General features: G+C 73.1%; 13 protein-coding genes. 4 read left to right on the plus strand and 9 right to left on the minus strand.

The genetic code is table 11. The features are described from left to right. Nucleotides 1-132 precede the first annotated feature (132 nt). Nucleotides 133-1707 carry a S8 family peptidase gene (locus tag RM779_RS11035; RefSeq protein ID WP_311617506.1) on the plus strand — a complete coding sequence of 525 codons (1575 nt, stop codon included), beginning with the start codon at nt 133-135 and terminating at the stop codon, nt 1705-1707. Nucleotides 1708-1768: 61 nt separating this feature from the next. On the opposite strand, the gene RM779_RS11040 is transcribed toward RM779_RS11035, so the two are convergent. Both RM779_RS11040 and RM779_RS11045 read right to left on the minus strand, forming a co-directional pair. Then, nucleotides 1769-2701, minus strand: coding sequence for a cation diffusion facilitator family transporter (locus RM779_RS11040; protein ID WP_311617507.1), 933 nt, complete (start codon nt 2699-2701; stop codon nt 1769-1771). Nucleotides 2702-2801: 100 nt separating this feature from the next. Further along, nucleotides 2802-3308 (minus strand): GNAT family N-acetyltransferase, encoded by a 507-nt coding sequence (locus RM779_RS11045; RefSeq protein WP_311617508.1) that lies wholly within the window; start codon nt 3306-3308, stop codon nt 2802-2804. Between the two features lie 132 nt (nt 3309-3440). On the opposite strand from RM779_RS11045, the gene RM779_RS11050 reads away from it, so the two are divergent. Next, nucleotides 3441-4193: a GntR family transcriptional regulator gene (locus RM779_RS11050; RefSeq protein ID WP_311617509.1), complete on the plus strand. Its 753-nt coding sequence runs from the start codon at nt 3441-3443 to the stop codon at nt 4191-4193. 230 nt (nt 4194-4423) lie between these two features. Here RM779_RS11050 and RM779_RS11055 read toward each other — a convergent pair whose 3' ends face one another. The 7 genes from RM779_RS11055 to RM779_RS11085 form a co-directional block, all read right to left on the minus strand. Beyond that, on the minus strand, nt 4424-6814 hold the full coding sequence (locus RM779_RS11055; protein ID WP_311617510.1) for a SpoIIE family protein phosphatase: 2391 nt from the start codon (nt 6812-6814) through the stop codon (nt 4424-4426). Nucleotides 6815-6977: 163 nt separating this feature from the next. Continuing rightward, entirely contained in the window at nt 6978-7181 is a 204-nt protein-coding gene (locus tag RM779_RS11060) for an SPOR domain-containing protein (protein ID WP_311617511.1), read from the minus strand. Nucleotides 7182-7242: 61 nt separating this feature from the next. Continuing rightward, nucleotides 7243-8589 (minus strand): hypothetical protein, encoded by a 1347-nt coding sequence (locus RM779_RS11065; RefSeq protein WP_311617512.1) that lies wholly within the window; start codon nt 8587-8589, stop codon nt 7243-7245. Between the two features lie 107 nt (nt 8590-8696). Beyond that, nucleotides 8697-9488, minus strand: coding sequence for a succinate dehydrogenase/fumarate reductase iron-sulfur subunit (locus RM779_RS11070; RefSeq protein ID WP_077059191.1), 792 nt, complete (start codon nt 9486-9488; stop codon nt 8697-8699). Next, the gene (locus RM779_RS11075; protein WP_311617513.1) at nt 9485-11479 is read right to left on the minus strand and encodes a fumarate reductase/succinate dehydrogenase flavoprotein subunit; all 1995 of its coding nucleotides are present in this window, start codon (nt 11477-11479) and stop codon (nt 9485-9487) included. Before RM779_RS11075 ends, RM779_RS11070 begins: the two co-directional genes overlap by 4 nt. 28 nt (nt 11480-11507) lie before the next feature. Then, entirely contained in the window at nt 11508-12314 is an 807-nt protein-coding gene (locus RM779_RS11080) for a hypothetical protein (RefSeq protein WP_311617514.1), read from the minus strand. Between the two features lie 52 nt (nt 12315-12366). Continuing rightward, a complete protein-coding gene (locus tag RM779_RS11085) occupies nt 12367-12678 on the minus strand; it encodes a hypothetical protein (RefSeq protein ID WP_394813268.1) in 312 nt (103 codons plus the stop codon). 305 nt (nt 12679-12983) lie between these two features. On the opposite strand from RM779_RS11085, the gene RM779_RS11090 reads away from it, so the two are divergent. Together RM779_RS11090 and typA are read left to right on the plus strand one after the other, a co-directional pair. Further along, nucleotides 12984-15038, plus strand: a complete 2055-nt coding sequence (locus RM779_RS11090) for an ABC transporter family substrate-binding protein (protein ID WP_311617515.1) — start codon at nt 12984-12986, stop codon at nt 15036-15038. 132 nt (nt 15039-15170) lie between these two features. Then, entirely contained in the window at nt 15171-17039 is a 1869-nt protein-coding gene (gene typA, locus RM779_RS11095) for a translational GTPase TypA (protein ID WP_311617516.1), read from the plus strand. Nucleotides 17040-17113 lie beyond the last annotated feature (74 nt).

Below are 17113 nucleotides of genomic sequence, written 5' to 3' on the forward strand. Positions count from 1 at the left end.
GCCGTCCCCGGGGAGGCGACCTTGTGGATTCCTGTACGGCATCTGATTATTCACAAGGGAGTCATGCGCACGTCGAATTGACATGCGCATGGCCTAGCTCAGTGTGCTCGCCACCAATGAGGAGGAACCCGGATGGCAGCGATGCGATCCTCACGCCGCCTGCGGGCCGGCGCCACCGTGGCCACCGCCGCGGTGCTTGGCCTCGGGGCCGGCCTGACGTTGCCCGGCGCGGCAAGCGCCGACGACGCGCAGAGAGTCATCGCCAACGCGGGAGCCGAGGGCACCATCCCCGGCAGCTACATCGTCATTCTCGAAGAGGGCACCTTCTCCGCCACCTCCGCCTCGGCCCAGGCGCTCGCGGACCGCCACGACGCGGAGGTGACCAGCACCTTCCGGCACGCGCTCAACGGCTTCGCCGCCGAGCTGACCGAGGCGGACGCCCTGGACCTCGCCGCCGACCCGGCGGTCGCGGAGGTCGTGCAGAACCAGACCATCCGGCTGGACGCGACCCAGGACGACCCGCCGTCCTGGGGGCAGGACCGGATCGACCAGGCCGACCTGCCGCTCGACGACAGCTACACCTACCCGGACACCGCGGGCGAGGGCGTCACCGCGTACATCGTCGACACCGGAGTGCGCTACACGCACGAGGACTTTGGCGACCGGGCCACCTTCGGCTTCGACGCCTTCGGCGGCGACGGCCAGGACGGCAACGGCCACGGCACCCACGTCGCGGGCACCGTCGCCGGCTCCTCCTACGGCGTGGCCAAGGCCGCCGACATCGTCGCCGTGCGCGTTCTCGACGACACCGGCAGCGGCACCGCGGAAACGGTCATCGGCGGCGTGGACTTCGTGACCGGCGACGCCTCGGGACCCGCCGTCGCCAACCTCAGCCTGGGCGGCGGCGCGAACAGCGCGCTCGACCAGGCGGTGCGCAACGCCATCGACGCCGGCGTCACGTTCGCGGTCGCGGCCGGCAACGACTACGGGGCCGACGCCGGCGGGTACTCCCCGGCGCGCGTCGAAGAGGCGATCACCGTCGCGTCGAGCGCGCAGTCCGACGCGGTCTCCGAGTTCTCCAACCTCGGGTCGGTCGTCGACATCTTCGGCCCCGGCTCCGCCATCACCTCCACCTGGAACACCGGCGACGACGCGGAGAACACGATCTCCGGCACGTCGATGGCGACGCCCCACGTGGCGGGCGCGGCGGCCCTGTACCTGGCCGGCAACCCGGCCGCGACCCCGGCTGAGGTGTCCGCGGAACTGGTGGACTCCGCGGTGTGGAACCGCCTCAGCGGCGTTCCGGCCGACACCCCCAACGCGCTGCTGCACACCGGCGGCCAGGGCGGCCAGCCCGAGCCGCCGGACGGCCCGCGGTTCGGCAACGAGACCGCGGCGGCGATCTCCGACCTGACCACCACGGAGTCGACGATCGACGTGACGGGCGCGGGCGTGCTGGACGGCGCCTACCAGGTCGAGGTCACCATCGAGCACACCTACATCGGCGACCTCACCGTCGACGTGGTCGCCCCCGACGGCACCGAACGGCGCCTGCACGACCGGTCCGGCGGCAGCACGAACGACCTGGACACGGTCTACACGCTCAACGGCTCAGGACTCGAAGCCGACGGCACCTGGACTCTGCGGGTGACCGACAACGCGCGGGCCGACGAGGGCACCCTCGTCTCCTGGTCGCTCCAGTTCTGACCGGCCGGCACTCCGGCGTCGCGGTATCCCGGGTGTCCCGGATATCCCGGATATCGCGGCGTCAGGAGCCGGCCTCCCGCCCGGCCGCCCGGTAGATGTCGGGCTCCAGGTAGATGACGCGGGCGATCGGCTCGGCCTCCCTGATGCGCGCCTCGGCCGCGTCGATGGCGGCCGCGACGGTCGCCGCGTCGTCGTCGTGGTCCACCGCGATCTTGGCGGCCACCAGCAGCTCGTCCGGGCCGAGGTGCAGCGTCTTCATGTGGATGACACGGGTGACGGTCTCGCCGTCCACGAGCGCGGCGCGAATCCTGGCCACCGAATCCCTGCTGCCCGACTCGCCCAGCAGCAGCGACTTCGTCTCCAGCGCGAGGACGACGGCGATGACCACGAGCAGCACGCCGATGCAGAGCGTCCCGATCCCGTCCCACACACCGTCACCGGTGGCCAGCGCCAGGCCGACACCGCCGAGCGCGAGGACCAGGCCGACCAGCGCACCGAGGTCCTCCAGCAGCACCACGGGCAGTTCCGGCGCCTTGGCCGTGCGGACGAACTGCGTCCAGGACTGGGAGCCGCGCACCTCGTTCGACTCCTTGATGGCGGTGCGGAACGAGATGATCTCCGCGATGATCGCGAAGACCAGCACGCCCACCGGCCAGTACCAGTGGTCGATCTCGTGCGGATGCCTGATCTTCTCCACGCCCTCGTAGAGCGCGAACAGGCCGCCCACGGAGAACAGCACGATGGAGACGATGAACGCGTAGATGTAGCGTTCGCGCCCGTATCCGAAGGGGTGCTCCTCGCTCGCGGCCCGTCTGGCCCGCTTCCCGCCGAGCAGCAGCAGGGCCTGGTTGCCGGCGTCGGCGACCGAGTGCACGCCCTCGGCCATCATGGAGGACGAGCCGCTGAACACGGCCGCGGTGAACTTGGCCACCGCGATGGCCGCGTTCGCGCACAGTGCGGCGACGATCGCCTTGGTTCCGCCTGAGGCGCTCATGGTTGCTGTCGTCCTTCCGTCAGCGAGGCCGCACGGGGCCCTGAGGCGCACATTGTGTCAGCCGGTGGCCCCCGCTCTCAGGGGAACGGCGGGAGCCGGATCACAGCGCACGGCGCATGCACACCCGCGGCCAGCGGTCGAGGCCGTGCGCGGCCTCCCGGCGCCGGATCTCCCGCAGCCCGGGGCCGACGGCGTCCTCGGGCAGGACGGCGAAGCCGCAGCGCAGGTAGTAGGGCGCGTTCCACGGCACGTCCGCGAAGGTGGTCAGGGTCAGCGCCGGCAGCCCCGCCGTCACGGCGTGCCCGGCCGCGTGCTCGATCAGCGAACGGCCCACGCCGCGGCGGGCGTTCGCGGGGTGGACGGAGACCTGCTCGATGTGGAGGGCGCCGTCGACCCGTTCCGCGACGAGGTAGGCCACGGGGCGGTCGGCGCTGTCGGCCGCTACCCAGGAGAGGCCCGCCCGCAGGTGACGTTCGAGCTCGGCGACGGAGGGCGGCGGGTCGTCGGCGACATCGGCCATGCCGATGCCGCGGAACGGCTCCCCCGCGGCCCGTTCGATGTCCTGGAGCGACGGCAGGTCCGCGGCGCGGGTGTCCCTCAGATGCATGAGGCCATTCTGGTCCCCGGGGCCCGTCCCGGAAGGGGTCATCACTTCGAGTGAAACTTTGGCCGTCTCTTGCGGGCAGACACCCTCTGTTGTCAAGCTGTTGCCGATTGTCAGCAAAGGCAGGAGGGGCCTGTGCCATTCGGTGAGCAGCCCGCGTATCTCCGCGTCGCAGAAGACCTTCGACAGCAAATCGCGGACGGCACCCTGCCGCCGCATACCCGGCTTCCCTCGCAGGCGAGCATCCGCGCCGCCTACGGGGTGTCCGACACCGTGGCGCTGGAGGCACGCAAGGTGCTGATGGCGGAGGGCCTCGTCGAGGGCAGGTCCGGCTCGGGGACGTACGTCCGCGAGCAGCCGCCGCGGCGCACCGTCTCGCGCAGCGGGTACCGGACGCTGGGCGAGTGTTCGACGTTCAGGCAGGAGCAGGCCGACGAGCGCGTGCGCGGCACCTGGGAGGGCAGCAGCGAGCGGGTGGCGGCGCCCGCGGGGATCGCGGAGCGGCTGCGGATCGAGCCGCAGGAGCCCGTGATGTGCACGAGCTACGTGTTCCGCATGGGCGGCGAGCCGGTCATGCTGTCGACCTCCTGGGAGCCGCTGTGCCTGACGGGGCGCACGCCGGTGATGCTGCCGGAGCAGGGGCCGCTGGCCGGGCGGGGGGTCGTGGAGCGGATGGCGGCCATCGACGTCGTCGTGGACAACGTGGCGGAGGAGATCGGCGCGCGTCCCGCGCTGGCCTCGGAGGCGCGGGTGCTCGGCGGCCTGGCGGGGCACGCCGTGCTCGTCATCTCCCGCACCTACCGCGCCGGGAGTCTGCCGGTGGAGACCGCGGACGTGATCGTGCCCGCCGACCGGTACGCGGTCTCCTACCATCTGCCCGTGCGCTGACGGCACCCGCCGGGGTGGGGCAGCCGCTGTCGCTGACGGCGGGCGGCCGCACGGCCGTGACGGGCCGCTCGGACTGGGGCAAGAGCACCCTGCGGGCGCGGGGCGGATCTCCTCGCGCGGGCCGGGCTCGCCGCGCGCGCCGGTGGCCGCGTACGGCGGGACGGTGGTGATGGCCCCCACGACCCGGCGGTGTTCCTGGCCGACGGCCGGCTCGTGAGCCTGCCGGGCAGTCAGCCCGGCAGGCCGGGCAGGCTCAGTTCGAACCACACCGTTTTGCCGACCGGCTCGGTCCTGGTCCCCCAGCGCCGCGACTCCTGCGCGACCAGCGGCAGGCCGCGGCCCCCCTCGTCCTCAAGCCCCGGGGCGCGTTCCCGCGGCGGGTCGGGCATCGGGTCGGTGACCTCGACCAGCAGTGAGGTGCCGTGCACCATCCGCACCTCGACGGGGCCGTGCGCGTGCCGCACGGCATTGGTGACCAGCTCGCTGACCAGCAGCTCCGCCGCGTCCGACACGGCGGAAAGACCCCAGGCGCGCAGGGTGTCGCGCACCGCCCGGCGGGCGTGCCACACCACCTGGCGTTCGGCGGGGAAGGTGCGGCGCAGCACCCGGTCGCCCGGCAGGCGGGAGAGGCGCGCGACGAGCAGCGCCAGGTCGTCGGACTCGCGTTCCGAAGCTTCCGGGCGCATGGCGCCGATGACGTCCTCGCAGATCCCGTCCAGCCGGGCGCCGCGCCCGGTGGCCGGGCCGAGCACCTCGACGAGCCGGTCGATCCCGGTGGACAGGTCCTCGTCGCGGGACTCCACGAGGCCGTCGGTGTAGAGGACGAGCAGCGAGCCGTCGGCGATGTCGAGCCGCCGTTCCTCGAAGGGGACGCCGTCCACGCCGAGCGGCGCGCCCGAGGGCAGGTCGACCGGCCGGGCGGCCCAGGTGCCGGCGGCGGGGTCCTCGCAGACCAGCACGGGCGGCAGGTGCCCCGCCTTGGCCAGGGTGCACACGCCGGTGGCCGGGTCGTAGACCGCGTAGACGCAGGTGGCCAGCACGGGTGAGCCGGGGCTCTGGGCGATGTCGCGGCCGAGGTCGTTGAGGTGGTGCAGCAGTTCCGAGGGGGTGAGGTCGAGCCAGGCGAGGGTGCGCACCGCGGTGCGCAGCTGCCCCATGGTGGCCGCGGCGCGCAGGCCGTGCCCGGTGACGTCGCCGATGACGAACGCGATCCGGCCGCCGGCCAGCGGGATCACGTCGAACCAGTCGCCGCCGATCTCCGCCCCGCTGCGGCTGGGCACGTAGCGGTGGCTGACGTCGATGCCGGGCAGCGTGGGCAGCGACTGGGGCAGCAGGCTGCGCTGGAGCATCAGGGCGCCCTCGCGCTCGCGCGCGTACAGGCGCGCGTTGTCCAGGGAGAACCCGGCGCGGGCGGCCAGCTCCATGGCCAGGGCCAGGTCCTCCTGGTCGAACGCCCGGCGGCCAGGACCCTGGCTGATGACCAGCATGCCGAGCACCCGGCCGCGGGCGCGCAGCGGCAGCGTCAGCATCGAGTGGATGTCGAGCGCGGCGGCGGTGCGCCACCTCGGGTCGTCCGGGTCGGTGTCGGCGAGCAGTTCCTCCCTGGTCCTGGCGAGGTGCGGGGTGCCCGAGGTGAGCACGGCGCCGAAGATCGTGCCGGCCCCGAAGCGGAAGTCCTCGTCGGGCGGCGGCAGGTGGCTCTCGCCCGGCGGCTGCCGTCCCGTGGCCATGGTGACGGGGGTGAGGACCACGTCGGCCAGATCTTCCGCGCGCGGCGGCTCGCCGCCGTGGGCGACCGGGGCGATCAGGGCGACGCCCGCGTAGTCGCCGAAGCGGGAGACCAGGGTGTCGACCAGCGCCTGGCAGATGCGGTGCACGTCCAGCAGGTCGCCGAGCGCCGTGCCCACGTCGTTGAGCAGCGCCAGCCGCTGCCGGGCGCGTTCGACCTTGGCGAGCGCTTCCCTGCGCTCGCTGATGTCCAGGACGGTGCCGCTGACGCCGACGGTGTTTCCCGCGGCGTCGGTGAGGCGGCCGAAGGAGACCGAGACCGCGCCCGAGGCGTCGGGCGGCTGGGTGACGAGGTCGCGCACGGTGCGCCCGGAACGCAGTATCTCCTGCTGGAGCCGGTATACCTCCCGGGCCCTGGCACCCGGCAGCACGTCCAGCACGGTGCGGCCGACCAGGTCCTCTTCGGGGAGGTGGTGGAGGCGGGTCAGGGCCTCGTTCACGCGGACGTAGCGCAGCTCGGTGTCGAAGAGGGCGATGCCCAGCGGCGAGGCGGTGAGGAGTCCTTCGAGGGCCGCGAGATCCCGCTCGACCGCGCGCACGGGCCCTGACTCGGCGAGGGAGATCAGCAGGAACGGCGCGCCGTCGGTGCTGCGCAGCGGCGCGCCGCGCAGCTCGAAGCTCACCGGGTGGCCGTCCCGGTGGCGCAGGGAGACGGTGTCGCGCCAGTCGCGCGCGCCGGCGGGCACCGTGACGGGCCGCGGCCCGGCCGTGAAGTCGCCGACCGGCCGGCCCAGGGTCTCCGCCGCGGGCCGGCCGAGCAGCGTTTCGGCCATCGGGCTCCAGAAGGCGATCCGGCCCGCGTCGTCCAGTACCAGCGTGGCGACGCGGATCACGTCGAGACGCGAAGGGCCGGCCGGCGGGCCGGCGGCGGGGTCCTGGGGCCCCTGCGCTTCTGGAGGATCTTTCCGCACGCTGTCCAAGCCCTCGTCGGGTGGCTTCACCGGGGATAACCGGCGAAGTGGGGCAAATGCCCCATACACCCGATTGTGCCCGGGGTCAGCGGTGCGCGCCGCCTCCGGCCTCGACGCGCTCCACGAGATAGTTGGCCGCGTCGGCCGCAGAGCCGGGGCCGCCGCCCAGGCGCAGGCGCTGGATGAGCCGCTGCGCCTCGGCGCGCGTCGCGCAGTGCCCTATGCGGTAGCGGCTGCCGTTCTCGTCCTCGCGGACGACTTGCCAGGGTTGCAGGGTGCTGCCGTTCATTCCTCACCCCCCATCTGCATATGCCAGACCATACGCCAGCGCCTCACCCACCGAACAGGTCTCAGGCCGCTGCCCCGGCATCACGCAGCGCCAGCACGTGCGCCTCCCTGGCCAGCGCGTCGGCGTGCCAGGCGAACGGCAGCGCCGTCGCGGCATCGTGCGGCGCCACCGACAGCGCACGTTCCAGCCGGTGCGCGGCCTCCGCGAGCCGCGTGCGCGCCGGGCTGCCGACCTCGGAACGGTGCGTCGTCACGTAGTCCCTGACCGCGCTCAGCTCGCTGCCCGCCGTCAGCAGCGCCTCGTCCAGCAGCGTCCTGGCCCGCCGGTTCCGGCTCTCGCGGTCCCGGCCCGACTCGAGCGCCTGCGCCAGCCGGGTGCCGCCGTCGGCCAGGCGGCGCAGCCCGGCGAACGGGTCCCGGCGTCCGGTGCCCGTGTCCAGGCGCGCGTCGGCCAGGGCCTGCACGGCGCGGGCCAGATCCTCGCGCAGCGCGGGCAGATGCGGTGCCGCGGCGACGTCCCCCTCGGTGACCCGGATCGCCTCGGCGAGCGCGAGATCCGCCCGCTGAAGCGACCGCGCCCAGCGTTCCGCCCCGTCCGCCAGGATGGCGGCCTCGCCGAGCGCGGCCTCCGCGTCCAGCACCGCGTCCGCCGCCGCGGCCAGGTCGCCCGCGGCGAGGGCGCGTTCCGCCGCGTCCAGCCGGCCGCCGGCCGCGCACCACCGCTCCCGTGCCACGGCCGGGTGGTCGCGCACCGGTGCGAGGGCCGGCTCCGCGTACGCCTCGGCCAGGCTCCGCAAGCGCTCCGCCACCCGGTCGAGCCGGGCCGGCAGCTCCGCCGCGCGGGCGCGGGCGGCGCGCAGCGCCTCCGCGGCGTCCGCGGGCAGCCCGCGCGCGGCGGCCAGCGAACCGGCCACGGACTCCAGCCGCCGCAGGGCCGCCGTGCAGCGGTCGATGATGTCGTTCAGCAGCCTGCGCCGCTCCGTCTCGTTGCGCCGCACCGCCGGGTCGTCCAGCCGCAGGCGTAGCCGCAGCGCCTCCCCGGCCTCGGCCGCGGCGTCCGCGACGGCCGCGCGGTGCGGCCCGACCGCCTCCTCGCCGGACAGGGCGCCGGCGAAGTCCAGTTGCTCGCGCCGCCGGAAGACCGCGTCGTCCAGCCGGACCAGCAGGTCACGCGCGCGCGAGTCGAGCTCGTCCGCGGGCGGCCCCGCCGCCTGCGCCTGCGCCTCGGCGGGCGGGGCGGTGGGACGGCCGTCCCAGCGGTCGGGCACCGTGCGGTACGACGGGTGCGCGCCGCGCCGCCTGAGGTACACCAGCACCAGCACGGCGGCCGCGATCAGCGCCAGCGGCAGCACCAGCACCACTGCGTCCGGGCTGTCCGCGGCCCGTGCGGCGACACGTGCCGTGTCCATCAGCTCACCCTTCGCCGACGCCGGGGGAACGCCTCCGGATCGACGTTAGGCCGGTCGGGCCAGGACCGCGACCCGGGGAGCCGGGCCGCGGTGCCGTGGGAGCGCGGTCAGTCGTTCCTGCCGCGGCGCCTGATCTTGCTGCCGAGCCACACCAGCGGGTCGTAACGGCGGTCCGCGGCGCGTTCCTTCATGGGGATCAGCGCATTGTCGGTGATCCGGATGGACTCGGGGCACACCTCGGTGCAGCACTTGGTGATGTTGCAGAGGCCCAGGCCGTGCTCCTCCTGGACGGCCCGCCCGCGGTCGAGCCCCTGCCGGTCCGCCTCGTCCAGCGGGTGCATGTCCAGCTCGGCCATCCGCATCAGGAAGCGCGGCCCGGCGAACGCCTGCTTGTTCTCCTCGTGGTCGCGCACCACGTGGCACACGTCCTGGCACAGGAAGCACTCGATGCACTTGCGGAACTCCTGCGAGCGTTCGACATCCTCCTGCCGCATCCGGTACTCGCCCGGCTCCACGCCCTCCGGCGGCACGAACGACGGGATCTCGCGGGCCTTCGTGTAGTTGAACTCCACGTCGGTCACCAGGTCCCGCACCACGGGGAACGTGCGCAGCGGCGTGATCGTCAGGGTGTCCTCCGGCGCGAACACCGACATGCGGGTCATGCACAGCAGCCGCGGCCTGCCGTTGATCTCCGCGCTGCACGAACCGCACTTGCCCGCCTTGCAGTTCCAGCGGACGGCCAGGTCGGGGGCCTGCGTCGCCTGGAGCCTGTGGATGACGTCGAGAACGACCTCCCCCTCGTTGACCTCCACCGTGAAGTCCGTCAGGTCACCGGATTCGGCGTCGCCGCGCCACACCCTCAGGTGCGCGTCGTAGCCGGTGCTCGCCGTCTGGCTCACCGGTCCTTCACCTCCTCGTCCGTCAGGTACTTGGCCAGTTCTTCGTCGTCGAACAGCGCCAGCAGGTCGGCGCGGATCGCCGGCAGGGCGCGGCGCTCCAGACGCACCTGCCCCGCGTGCTCCGTCTGCTCCGCATCCTCCGCGTCCCCGTCCGTGCCGGGCTCCCGCAGCGTGCACAGCAGGTTGACCCGCCGCCAGGTGCGGTCCATGCCCGGGTGGTCGTCCCTCGTGTGGCCGCCCCTGGACTCGGTCCGCTCCCTGGCGGCAAGCGCGACGCACTCGCTGACCAGCAGCATGTTCCGCAGGTCGAGGGCGAGGTGCCAGCCGGGGTTGTACTGCCTGTGCCCCTCGACGCCCGCGCGCGCCGCGCGGCGCCGCAGCTCGGCGAGGTGCGTCAGGGCCCGGGACATCTCCGGCTCGCGCCGGATGATGCCGACCAGGTCGTTCATCACCTGCTGGAGGTCCTGGTGCACCGCGTACGGGTTCTCCGGCTTCTCCGGCTTCTCCGGCTCCTCCGCCTCCTCGCCGCCCGCCTCCGTCCGAGGCGGCTGGAACGGGCGCACCGCCTCGTCCGCCGCCGTGTCGATCTGCGCGGGACCGGCGGCCGGCCGGTCGGGTCCTGCCAGCGCCGCCGCGTACCGCGCGGCGTGCAGCCCGGCGCGGCGGCCGAACACCAGCAGGTCGGACAGGGAGTTGCCGCCGAGCCGGTTGGAGCCGTGCATGCCGCCCGCGACCTCGCCCGCCGCGAACAGGCCCGGCACACCGGTGGCCGCCGCGGTGTCCGGGTCGACGTCGACGCCGCCCATCACGTAGTGGCAGGTGGGGCCGACCTCCATCGGCTCCGCGGTGATGTCCACGTCCGCGAGCTGCTTGAACTGGTGGTGCATGGAGGGCAGCCGCTTGACGATCTCCGCGGCGGGCAGCCGCGAGGAGATGTCGAGGAACACCCCGCCGTGCGGGCTGCCGCGCCCCGCCTTCACCTCGGCGTTGATCGCGCGCGCGACCTCGTCGCGGGGCAGCAGCTCCGGGGGCCGCCGGTTGTGGTCGGGGTCGTCGTACCAGCCGTCGGCCTCGGCCTCGTCGCTCGCGTACTGCGCGCGGAAGACGTCGGGGATGTAGTCGAACATGAAGCGGCGGCCCTCGCTGTTGCGCAGCACGCCGCCGTCGCCGCGGACCGACTCGGTGACCAGGATGCCCTTCACGGAGGGCGGCCAGACCATGCCCGTCGGGTGGAACTGCACGAACTCCATGTTGACCAGCGGCGCCCCGGCCAGCAGCGCGAGCGCGTGCCCGTCTCCGGTGTACTCCCAGGAGTTGGACGTCACCTTGAACGACTTGCCGATGCCGCCGGTGGCCAGCACCACCGCGGGGGCGTCGATGACGAAGAACGTGCCGGACTCGCGCCGGTAGCAGAACACCCCGGCCACCGGATCGGCGGGCCCCGCGCCGTCCGCCTTCAGCACGCGGGTGACGGTGCACTCCTGGAAGACCTTCAGCCGGGACTCGTAGTCGCCCGTCTCCCGCTTGTCCTCCTGCTGGAGGGCCACGATGCGCTGCTGGAGGGTGCGGATCAGTTCGAGTCCGGTGCGGTCGCCGACGTGGGCGAGCCGCGGGTACTCGTGCCCGCCGAAGTTGCGCTGGGAGATCCTGCCGTCCGCGGTGCGGTCGAACAGCGCCCCCCACGTCTCCAGCTCCCACACCCGGTCCGGGGCCTCCTGCGCGTGCAGCTCGGCCATCCGCCAGTGGTTCAGGAACTTCCCGCCGCGCAGCGTGTCCCTGAAGTGCACCTGCCAGCCGTCCCCTGAGTTGACGTTGCCCATGGCGGCGGCGATGCCGCCCTCCGCCATCACCGTGTGGGCCTTGCCGAACAGGGACTTGCAGACGACGGCGGTGCGCAGGCCCAGCTCCCTGGCCTCGATGGCCGCCCGCAGGCCGGCTCCGCCGGCCCCGACGATCACCACGTCCCACGACTGCCGTTCGACGGTGCTCACATTTCCTCCTCGCGTCCGGCGGCCCGCATCAGAACAGTCGCGGGTCGCTGAACACATCGGTGGCCAGCAGGTACACGTACAGGTCCGACGCCGCGAGCGAGAGCAGGGACGCCCAGGCCAGCGCCATATGGCGGCTGTTGAGCCGGCTCACCCACGTCCACAGCCGGTAGCGGACCGGATTTCTGGAGAAGCTCTTCAGCCGCCCGCCCATGATGTGCCGGCAGGAGTGGCAGGAGAGTGTGTACGCCCAGACCAGCACGATGTTGAGCAGGAACAGCAGCGTGCCGAGCCCCATGTGCCCCCACTCGTAGTCGGAGTCACGGAACGTCAGCAGCGTGTCGTAGGTGAGGATGACGGCGATGACGGACGCCGCGTAGAAGAAGTAGCGGTGGCTGTTGTTGAGGATCAGCGGGAACCGCGTCTCGCCCGAGTACGACCGGTGCGGCTCGGCGACCGCGCAGGCGGGCGGCGAGGCCCAGAAGCTGCGGTAGTACGCCTTGCGGTAGTAGTAACAGGTCAGGCGGAAGCCGAGCGGCAGCGCCAGGAAGAGCAGGGCGGGGGACAGGCCCCACCAGTCGCCGAACAGCGCCACGTTGGGGCCGTTCTGCATGTCCACGCAGTTTTCCGCGAGGCACGGCGAGTAGAACGGGGAGACATAGGGCGCCGCGTAGTAGTCGGCGTTCGCGAACGCCCGCCACGTCGAATAGACGACGAAGGCCAGCAGCCCGGCCGCGGTGACGGCCGGGCCCAGCCACCACCGGTCGACGCGCAGGTGCGGCCGGCCGATGGCGGCCCGGCCGGCGCGCGGGGTCCTCGGTTCTGCTTCGGTTGCCACAAGACTCTCCGAAGGTGATCGGCGTACGGGGGGACGGCTCGGCTGCGCGGTGTCAGGGCGGGCCGCCCCGGCCCTCGGGGCCCCGCCGCGCGCCCACGCCCTCGTCGTCGGCGTCCGTCCACAGCCGGTCGTCGTAGGGCGCGTCCGGCACGCCGATGAACTCCGCCTGCGCGTCCCCGGATTCGCCGGGAACGGTGGCGGTGAGCAGCGCCAGGCTCTCCCGCAGGTGCTCCGCGTCGCTGCGCAGACGCCGCGTCTCAAGACCCGGGCCGAGCTCCCGCTCCAGCCGCGAGACACACCGCGCCAGGTCATCCACGCACCGCCGGGCGGCTCGCAGCTCCTCGTGCAGTGACACCCCTGACACCCCTGCCACCTCCATTGGTGGTGCAGTACCGGACGATGCGAGTGTGACGCGTGACACAGCCTGTTGGGAAGAGGGCCGTGCGATGAGATCACCCACGGCGACGGCTCCTGCGGGGGTACGGCAGCGCGGTGCGGCGCGGAAGCGGGGGAACGCACCCGGCCGTGCGCGCCGGGCGCCGTCCGGGCTGGTCCGGTCGGGTGGCCTCGCCGCCACGGCCGCCGTGTCGCCGCGTTCCGGCCCCCGGCCTCCCCTTCAGTGGGGCGCATACGTGTGATCAACGCACCGGTGGAGCCGGAGGTACCAGCATGTCAGGCGCGTCAGCGATCCCGGGCCCGGCCCGTGGCCCCCGCCGTTTCGCGGCACTCGCGGTGGGCACGGCCCTCCTCGTGCCGCTGTTCGCCGTCGCCGGCTGCACCGGCTCCGAGGACCGTGACCGCAAGGCGGCAGGCGCCGCGCAGTCGGTGGCCACCGCCAGGCGCGCGCAGCTGACCAGCGGCGGCACCGCGACCTGGGCCGTCGACCGGCTGCCCGAGACGCTGAACGTTTACCAGTTCGACGCCGACCGGGTCACCGACCGGGTCGCCAGCGCCGTGCTGCCCATGCTGTTCACCATCGACGCGCACGGCAGACCCCAGCTGAACACCGACTATCTGCGGTCCGCCGAGATCACGGCGCGCGAGCCGCGGCAGACGGTCCTCTACACGCTGCACCCGGACGCGGCCTGGAGCGACGGGGAGCCGGTCGCCGCGGCGGACTTCGTCGCCCAGTGGAAGGCCCTCGCCGGCGAGGACAAGGCGTACTGGTCCGCCCGCAACGCCGGCTACGACCGCATCGAGAACGTGACGAGGGGCGCAGAACCCGGCCAGGTCGAGGTCACGTTCACCAAGCCGTACGCCGACTGGAAGTCCCTCTTCAGCCCGCTCTACCCGCGCTCCGTCACCTCGGAAGCCGACCGGTTCAACGACGGCGCCCGCGACGAACTGCCCGCGGCGGCAGGCCCGTTCCGGGTCGAGGGCATCGACAGGGAGGCGGGCACCGTCACCCTGGTGCGCAACGACGCCTGGTGGGGCGAGCCCGCCCTCCTCGACCGGCTGGTCCTGTCCGCCGTGCCGCGCGACGAACGCCGCGCGGGCCTGCTCGCGGGCGACCTCGACATCGCCGAGGTCGGCCCGGACGACGCCGACGGCATCACCGCCGCGGGCGCGGCCCGCGGCACGGAGGGCGAGCAGCAGGAGCGGCCGGAGAACGACGCGAAGAACGACGCGAAAGGCGCCGCCCCCGCGGACGGCCCCGGCGGCGGCCCGGCGACGACGGACGCCCTGCACGAGCTGGCGACGGCGCGGCTCGCCGGGGCCGACGCGGCGGGGGCGACCGAACGGTTCGCCCACGCCCACGCCGAGGCGCAGCGCGCCAGGGAACGCGCCTTCGCCACCCGCGAGGAGGCGGTCAGGCAGCGGCTCGCGGGCTTCACCGTGCACCGCGCCTACGACGCGGCCTACACCCACCTCGCCCTGAACGGCCAGTCACCCGCGCTCGCCGACGAGCGCGTGCGCTGGGCCGTCGCCCGCGCCCTCGACCGCAAGGAACTGGCCGCGCAGGTGCACGACCCGGCGGGGCTGCCGACCCGCGCGCTCGGCAGCCACCTGCGGGTGCTCGGCCAGACCGGCTACCGGGACAACAGTGACGCGCTCGGCTCCTCGGGGACCGACTCCGCGGCGGCGCTGCTCGAAGAGGCCGGGTGGCTGCGGGAGGACGTGAAGGCCGCGGGCAAGGAGGAGGACGGCGGTGCGGACGACGGCCGGGCGCCGGCCGCCGGGTCCACGCCCGTCCGCGCCAAGGACGGCACGTCGCTGGAGCTGCGCTTCGTGCTGCCGGAGGGGCCCGAGGCGGCGGAGCTGCGCAGGACCGGCCGGAGCATCGTGGAGATGCTGGCCCCGATCGGCGTCGCCGCGGAGATCGTCAAGGTCGACCGGGAGACGTTCTTCACCGACCACATCGCCCGCGGCGATTTCGACCTCGCGCTGTTCTCCTGGCCCGCGACGGCCTACCCGGCCACCGACGCCAAGCCGCTGTTCACCAAGCCGCGGCCGATCCCGGGCGGGGAGGCGCTGATCGAGCAGAACTACACGCGGGTCGGGACCGACCACATCGACCAGCTCCTCGACCAGGCGGCGGGCGAGCTGGACGAGGAGGAGCACGACAAGATCCTCAACCGGGCCGACGCCCGCATCTGGGCCGCGGCCGGCTCCGTTCCCCTCTATCAGCGCCCGCAGCTGGTCGCCGTCCGCAACGATCTGGCGGGCGCCGGGGCCTTCGGCCTCGCGACCCCGCGCTGGCAGGACATCGGCTACCGCAAGTAGCGCCCGGCGGGGAACCCGTACGATGACGGGTGAGGCCGGTGCTGCCGCCCTTCCCGGTGGCCGCCGCTGCCGCCGGTTGGGCGCTTCCCGCCGAGCCGTCTCAGTCACGATTCCGGGAGAAGCGCCCCAGCCATGCCTACGCGCCATGACATCCGCAATGTCGCCATCGTCGCCCATGTCGACCACGGCAAGACCACGCTGGTCGATGCCATGCTCAAGCAGGCCGGTGCCTTCGCCGCCCACCAGCACGTCGACGAGCGGGTCATGGACACCGGTGATCTCGAACGCGAGAAGGGCATCACCATCCTCGCGAAGAACACCGCGGTCCGTTACCACCCCAAGGGCGGCGGCACCCCGGTCGTCATCAACATCATCGACACCCCAGGACACGCCGACTTCGGCGGCGAGGTGGAGCGCGGTCTGTCGATGGTGGACGCGGTCGTCCTCCTCGTCGACGCCTCGGAAGGCCCGCTGCCGCAGACCCGTTTCGTGCTCCGCAAGGCCCTCCAGGCGCGGCTGCCCGTCATCCTCTGCATCAACAAGACGGACCGCTCGGACGCCCGCATCTCCGCGGTGGTGAACGAGACCTACGAGCTGTTCCTCGACCTGGACGCCGACGAGGAGCAGATCGAGTTCCCCATCATCTACGCCTGCGCCCGGGACGGCATCGCCTCGCTGACCCAGCCCGCGGACGGCACGGTGCCGGGCGACAGCGACAGCCTCGAACCGTTCTTCTCCGCCCTGCTCGACACGGTCCCCGCGCCCGTGTACGAGGCGGACGCCCCGCTCCAGGCGCACGTCACCAACCTCGACGCCGACAACTTCCTCGGCCGCATCGCGCTGTGCCGCATCCGCCAGGGCAGCCTGCGCAAGGGCCAGACCGTGGTGTGGCTGAGGCGCGACGGTTCGGCGCAGAACGTTCGGGTCACCGAGCTGCTGATGACCGAGGCCCTCACCCGCAAGCCCGCGGAGGTGGCGGGCCCGGGGGACATCTGCGCGGTCGCCGGCATCCCGGACATCATGATCGGCGAGACCCTGGCCGACCCCGAGCGCCCGGCGGCGCTGCCGCTGATCACCGTCGACGAGCCGGCGATCGCCATGACCATCGGGACCAACACCTCCCCGCTCGTCGGCCGCGGCGGCAAGGGCCACAAGGTCACGGCCCGGCTGGTGAAGGACCGCCTCGACCGCGAGCTGGTCGGCAACGTCTCGCTGCGTGTGCTGCCGACCGAGCGCCCTGACGCCTGGGAGGTGCAGGGCCGTGGCGAACTGGCGCTGGCGATCCTGGTGGAGACGATGCGCCGGGAGGGCTTCGAGCTGACGGTGGGCAAGCCCGAGGTGGTGACGCGCGAGATCGACGGCTCGGTGCACGAGCCGGTGGAGCGCATGACGATCGACGCCCCGGAGGAGCACCTCGGCGCGATCACCCAGCTGATGGCCGGCCGCAAGGGCCGCATGGAGACCATGACCAACCACGGGTCCGGCTGGGTCCGCATGGAGTTCCTGGTGCCCTCCCGCGGCCTGATCGGGTTCCGCACCGAGTTCCTGACCGAGACCCGGGGGACCGGCATCGCGCACAGCATCTTCGAGCGGCACGAGCCGTGGGCCGGCGAGCTGCGGACCCGCAAGAGCGGTTCGCTCGTCGCCGACAGGCCGGGCGTGGCCACCCCGTACGCCATGCTCAACCTCCAGGAGCGCGGGACGATCTTCGTCGAGCCGGGCACCGAGGTCTACGAGGGCATGATCGTCGGGGAGAACTCCCGGTCGGACGACATGGACGTCAACATCACCAAGGAGAAGAAGCTCACCAACATGCGGGCCGCGGCGGCCGATACGACGGAGAGCCTGGTGCCGCCCCGCAAGCTCTCCCTGGAGCAGTCGCTGGAGTTCTGCCGCGAGGACGAATGCGTCGAGGTGACCCCCGCGGATCTGCGTATTCGCAAGGTGGTCCTCGACCAGCGCGATCGGGCGCGGGCCACGGCGCGCGCCAAGCGCCAATGATTCGGCCGTGTTGCACCGTGCGACACATTCCCCCCGTATGTGTCAAGCAGGTTTCGTCCCGGATGTGAGATCTA

Origin of the sequence: Streptomyces johnsoniae (assembly GCF_031845565.1) — a bacterium.
Taxonomy (GTDB): Bacteria; Actinomycetota; Actinomycetes; order Streptomycetales; family Streptomycetaceae; genus Streptomyces; species Streptomyces johnsoniae.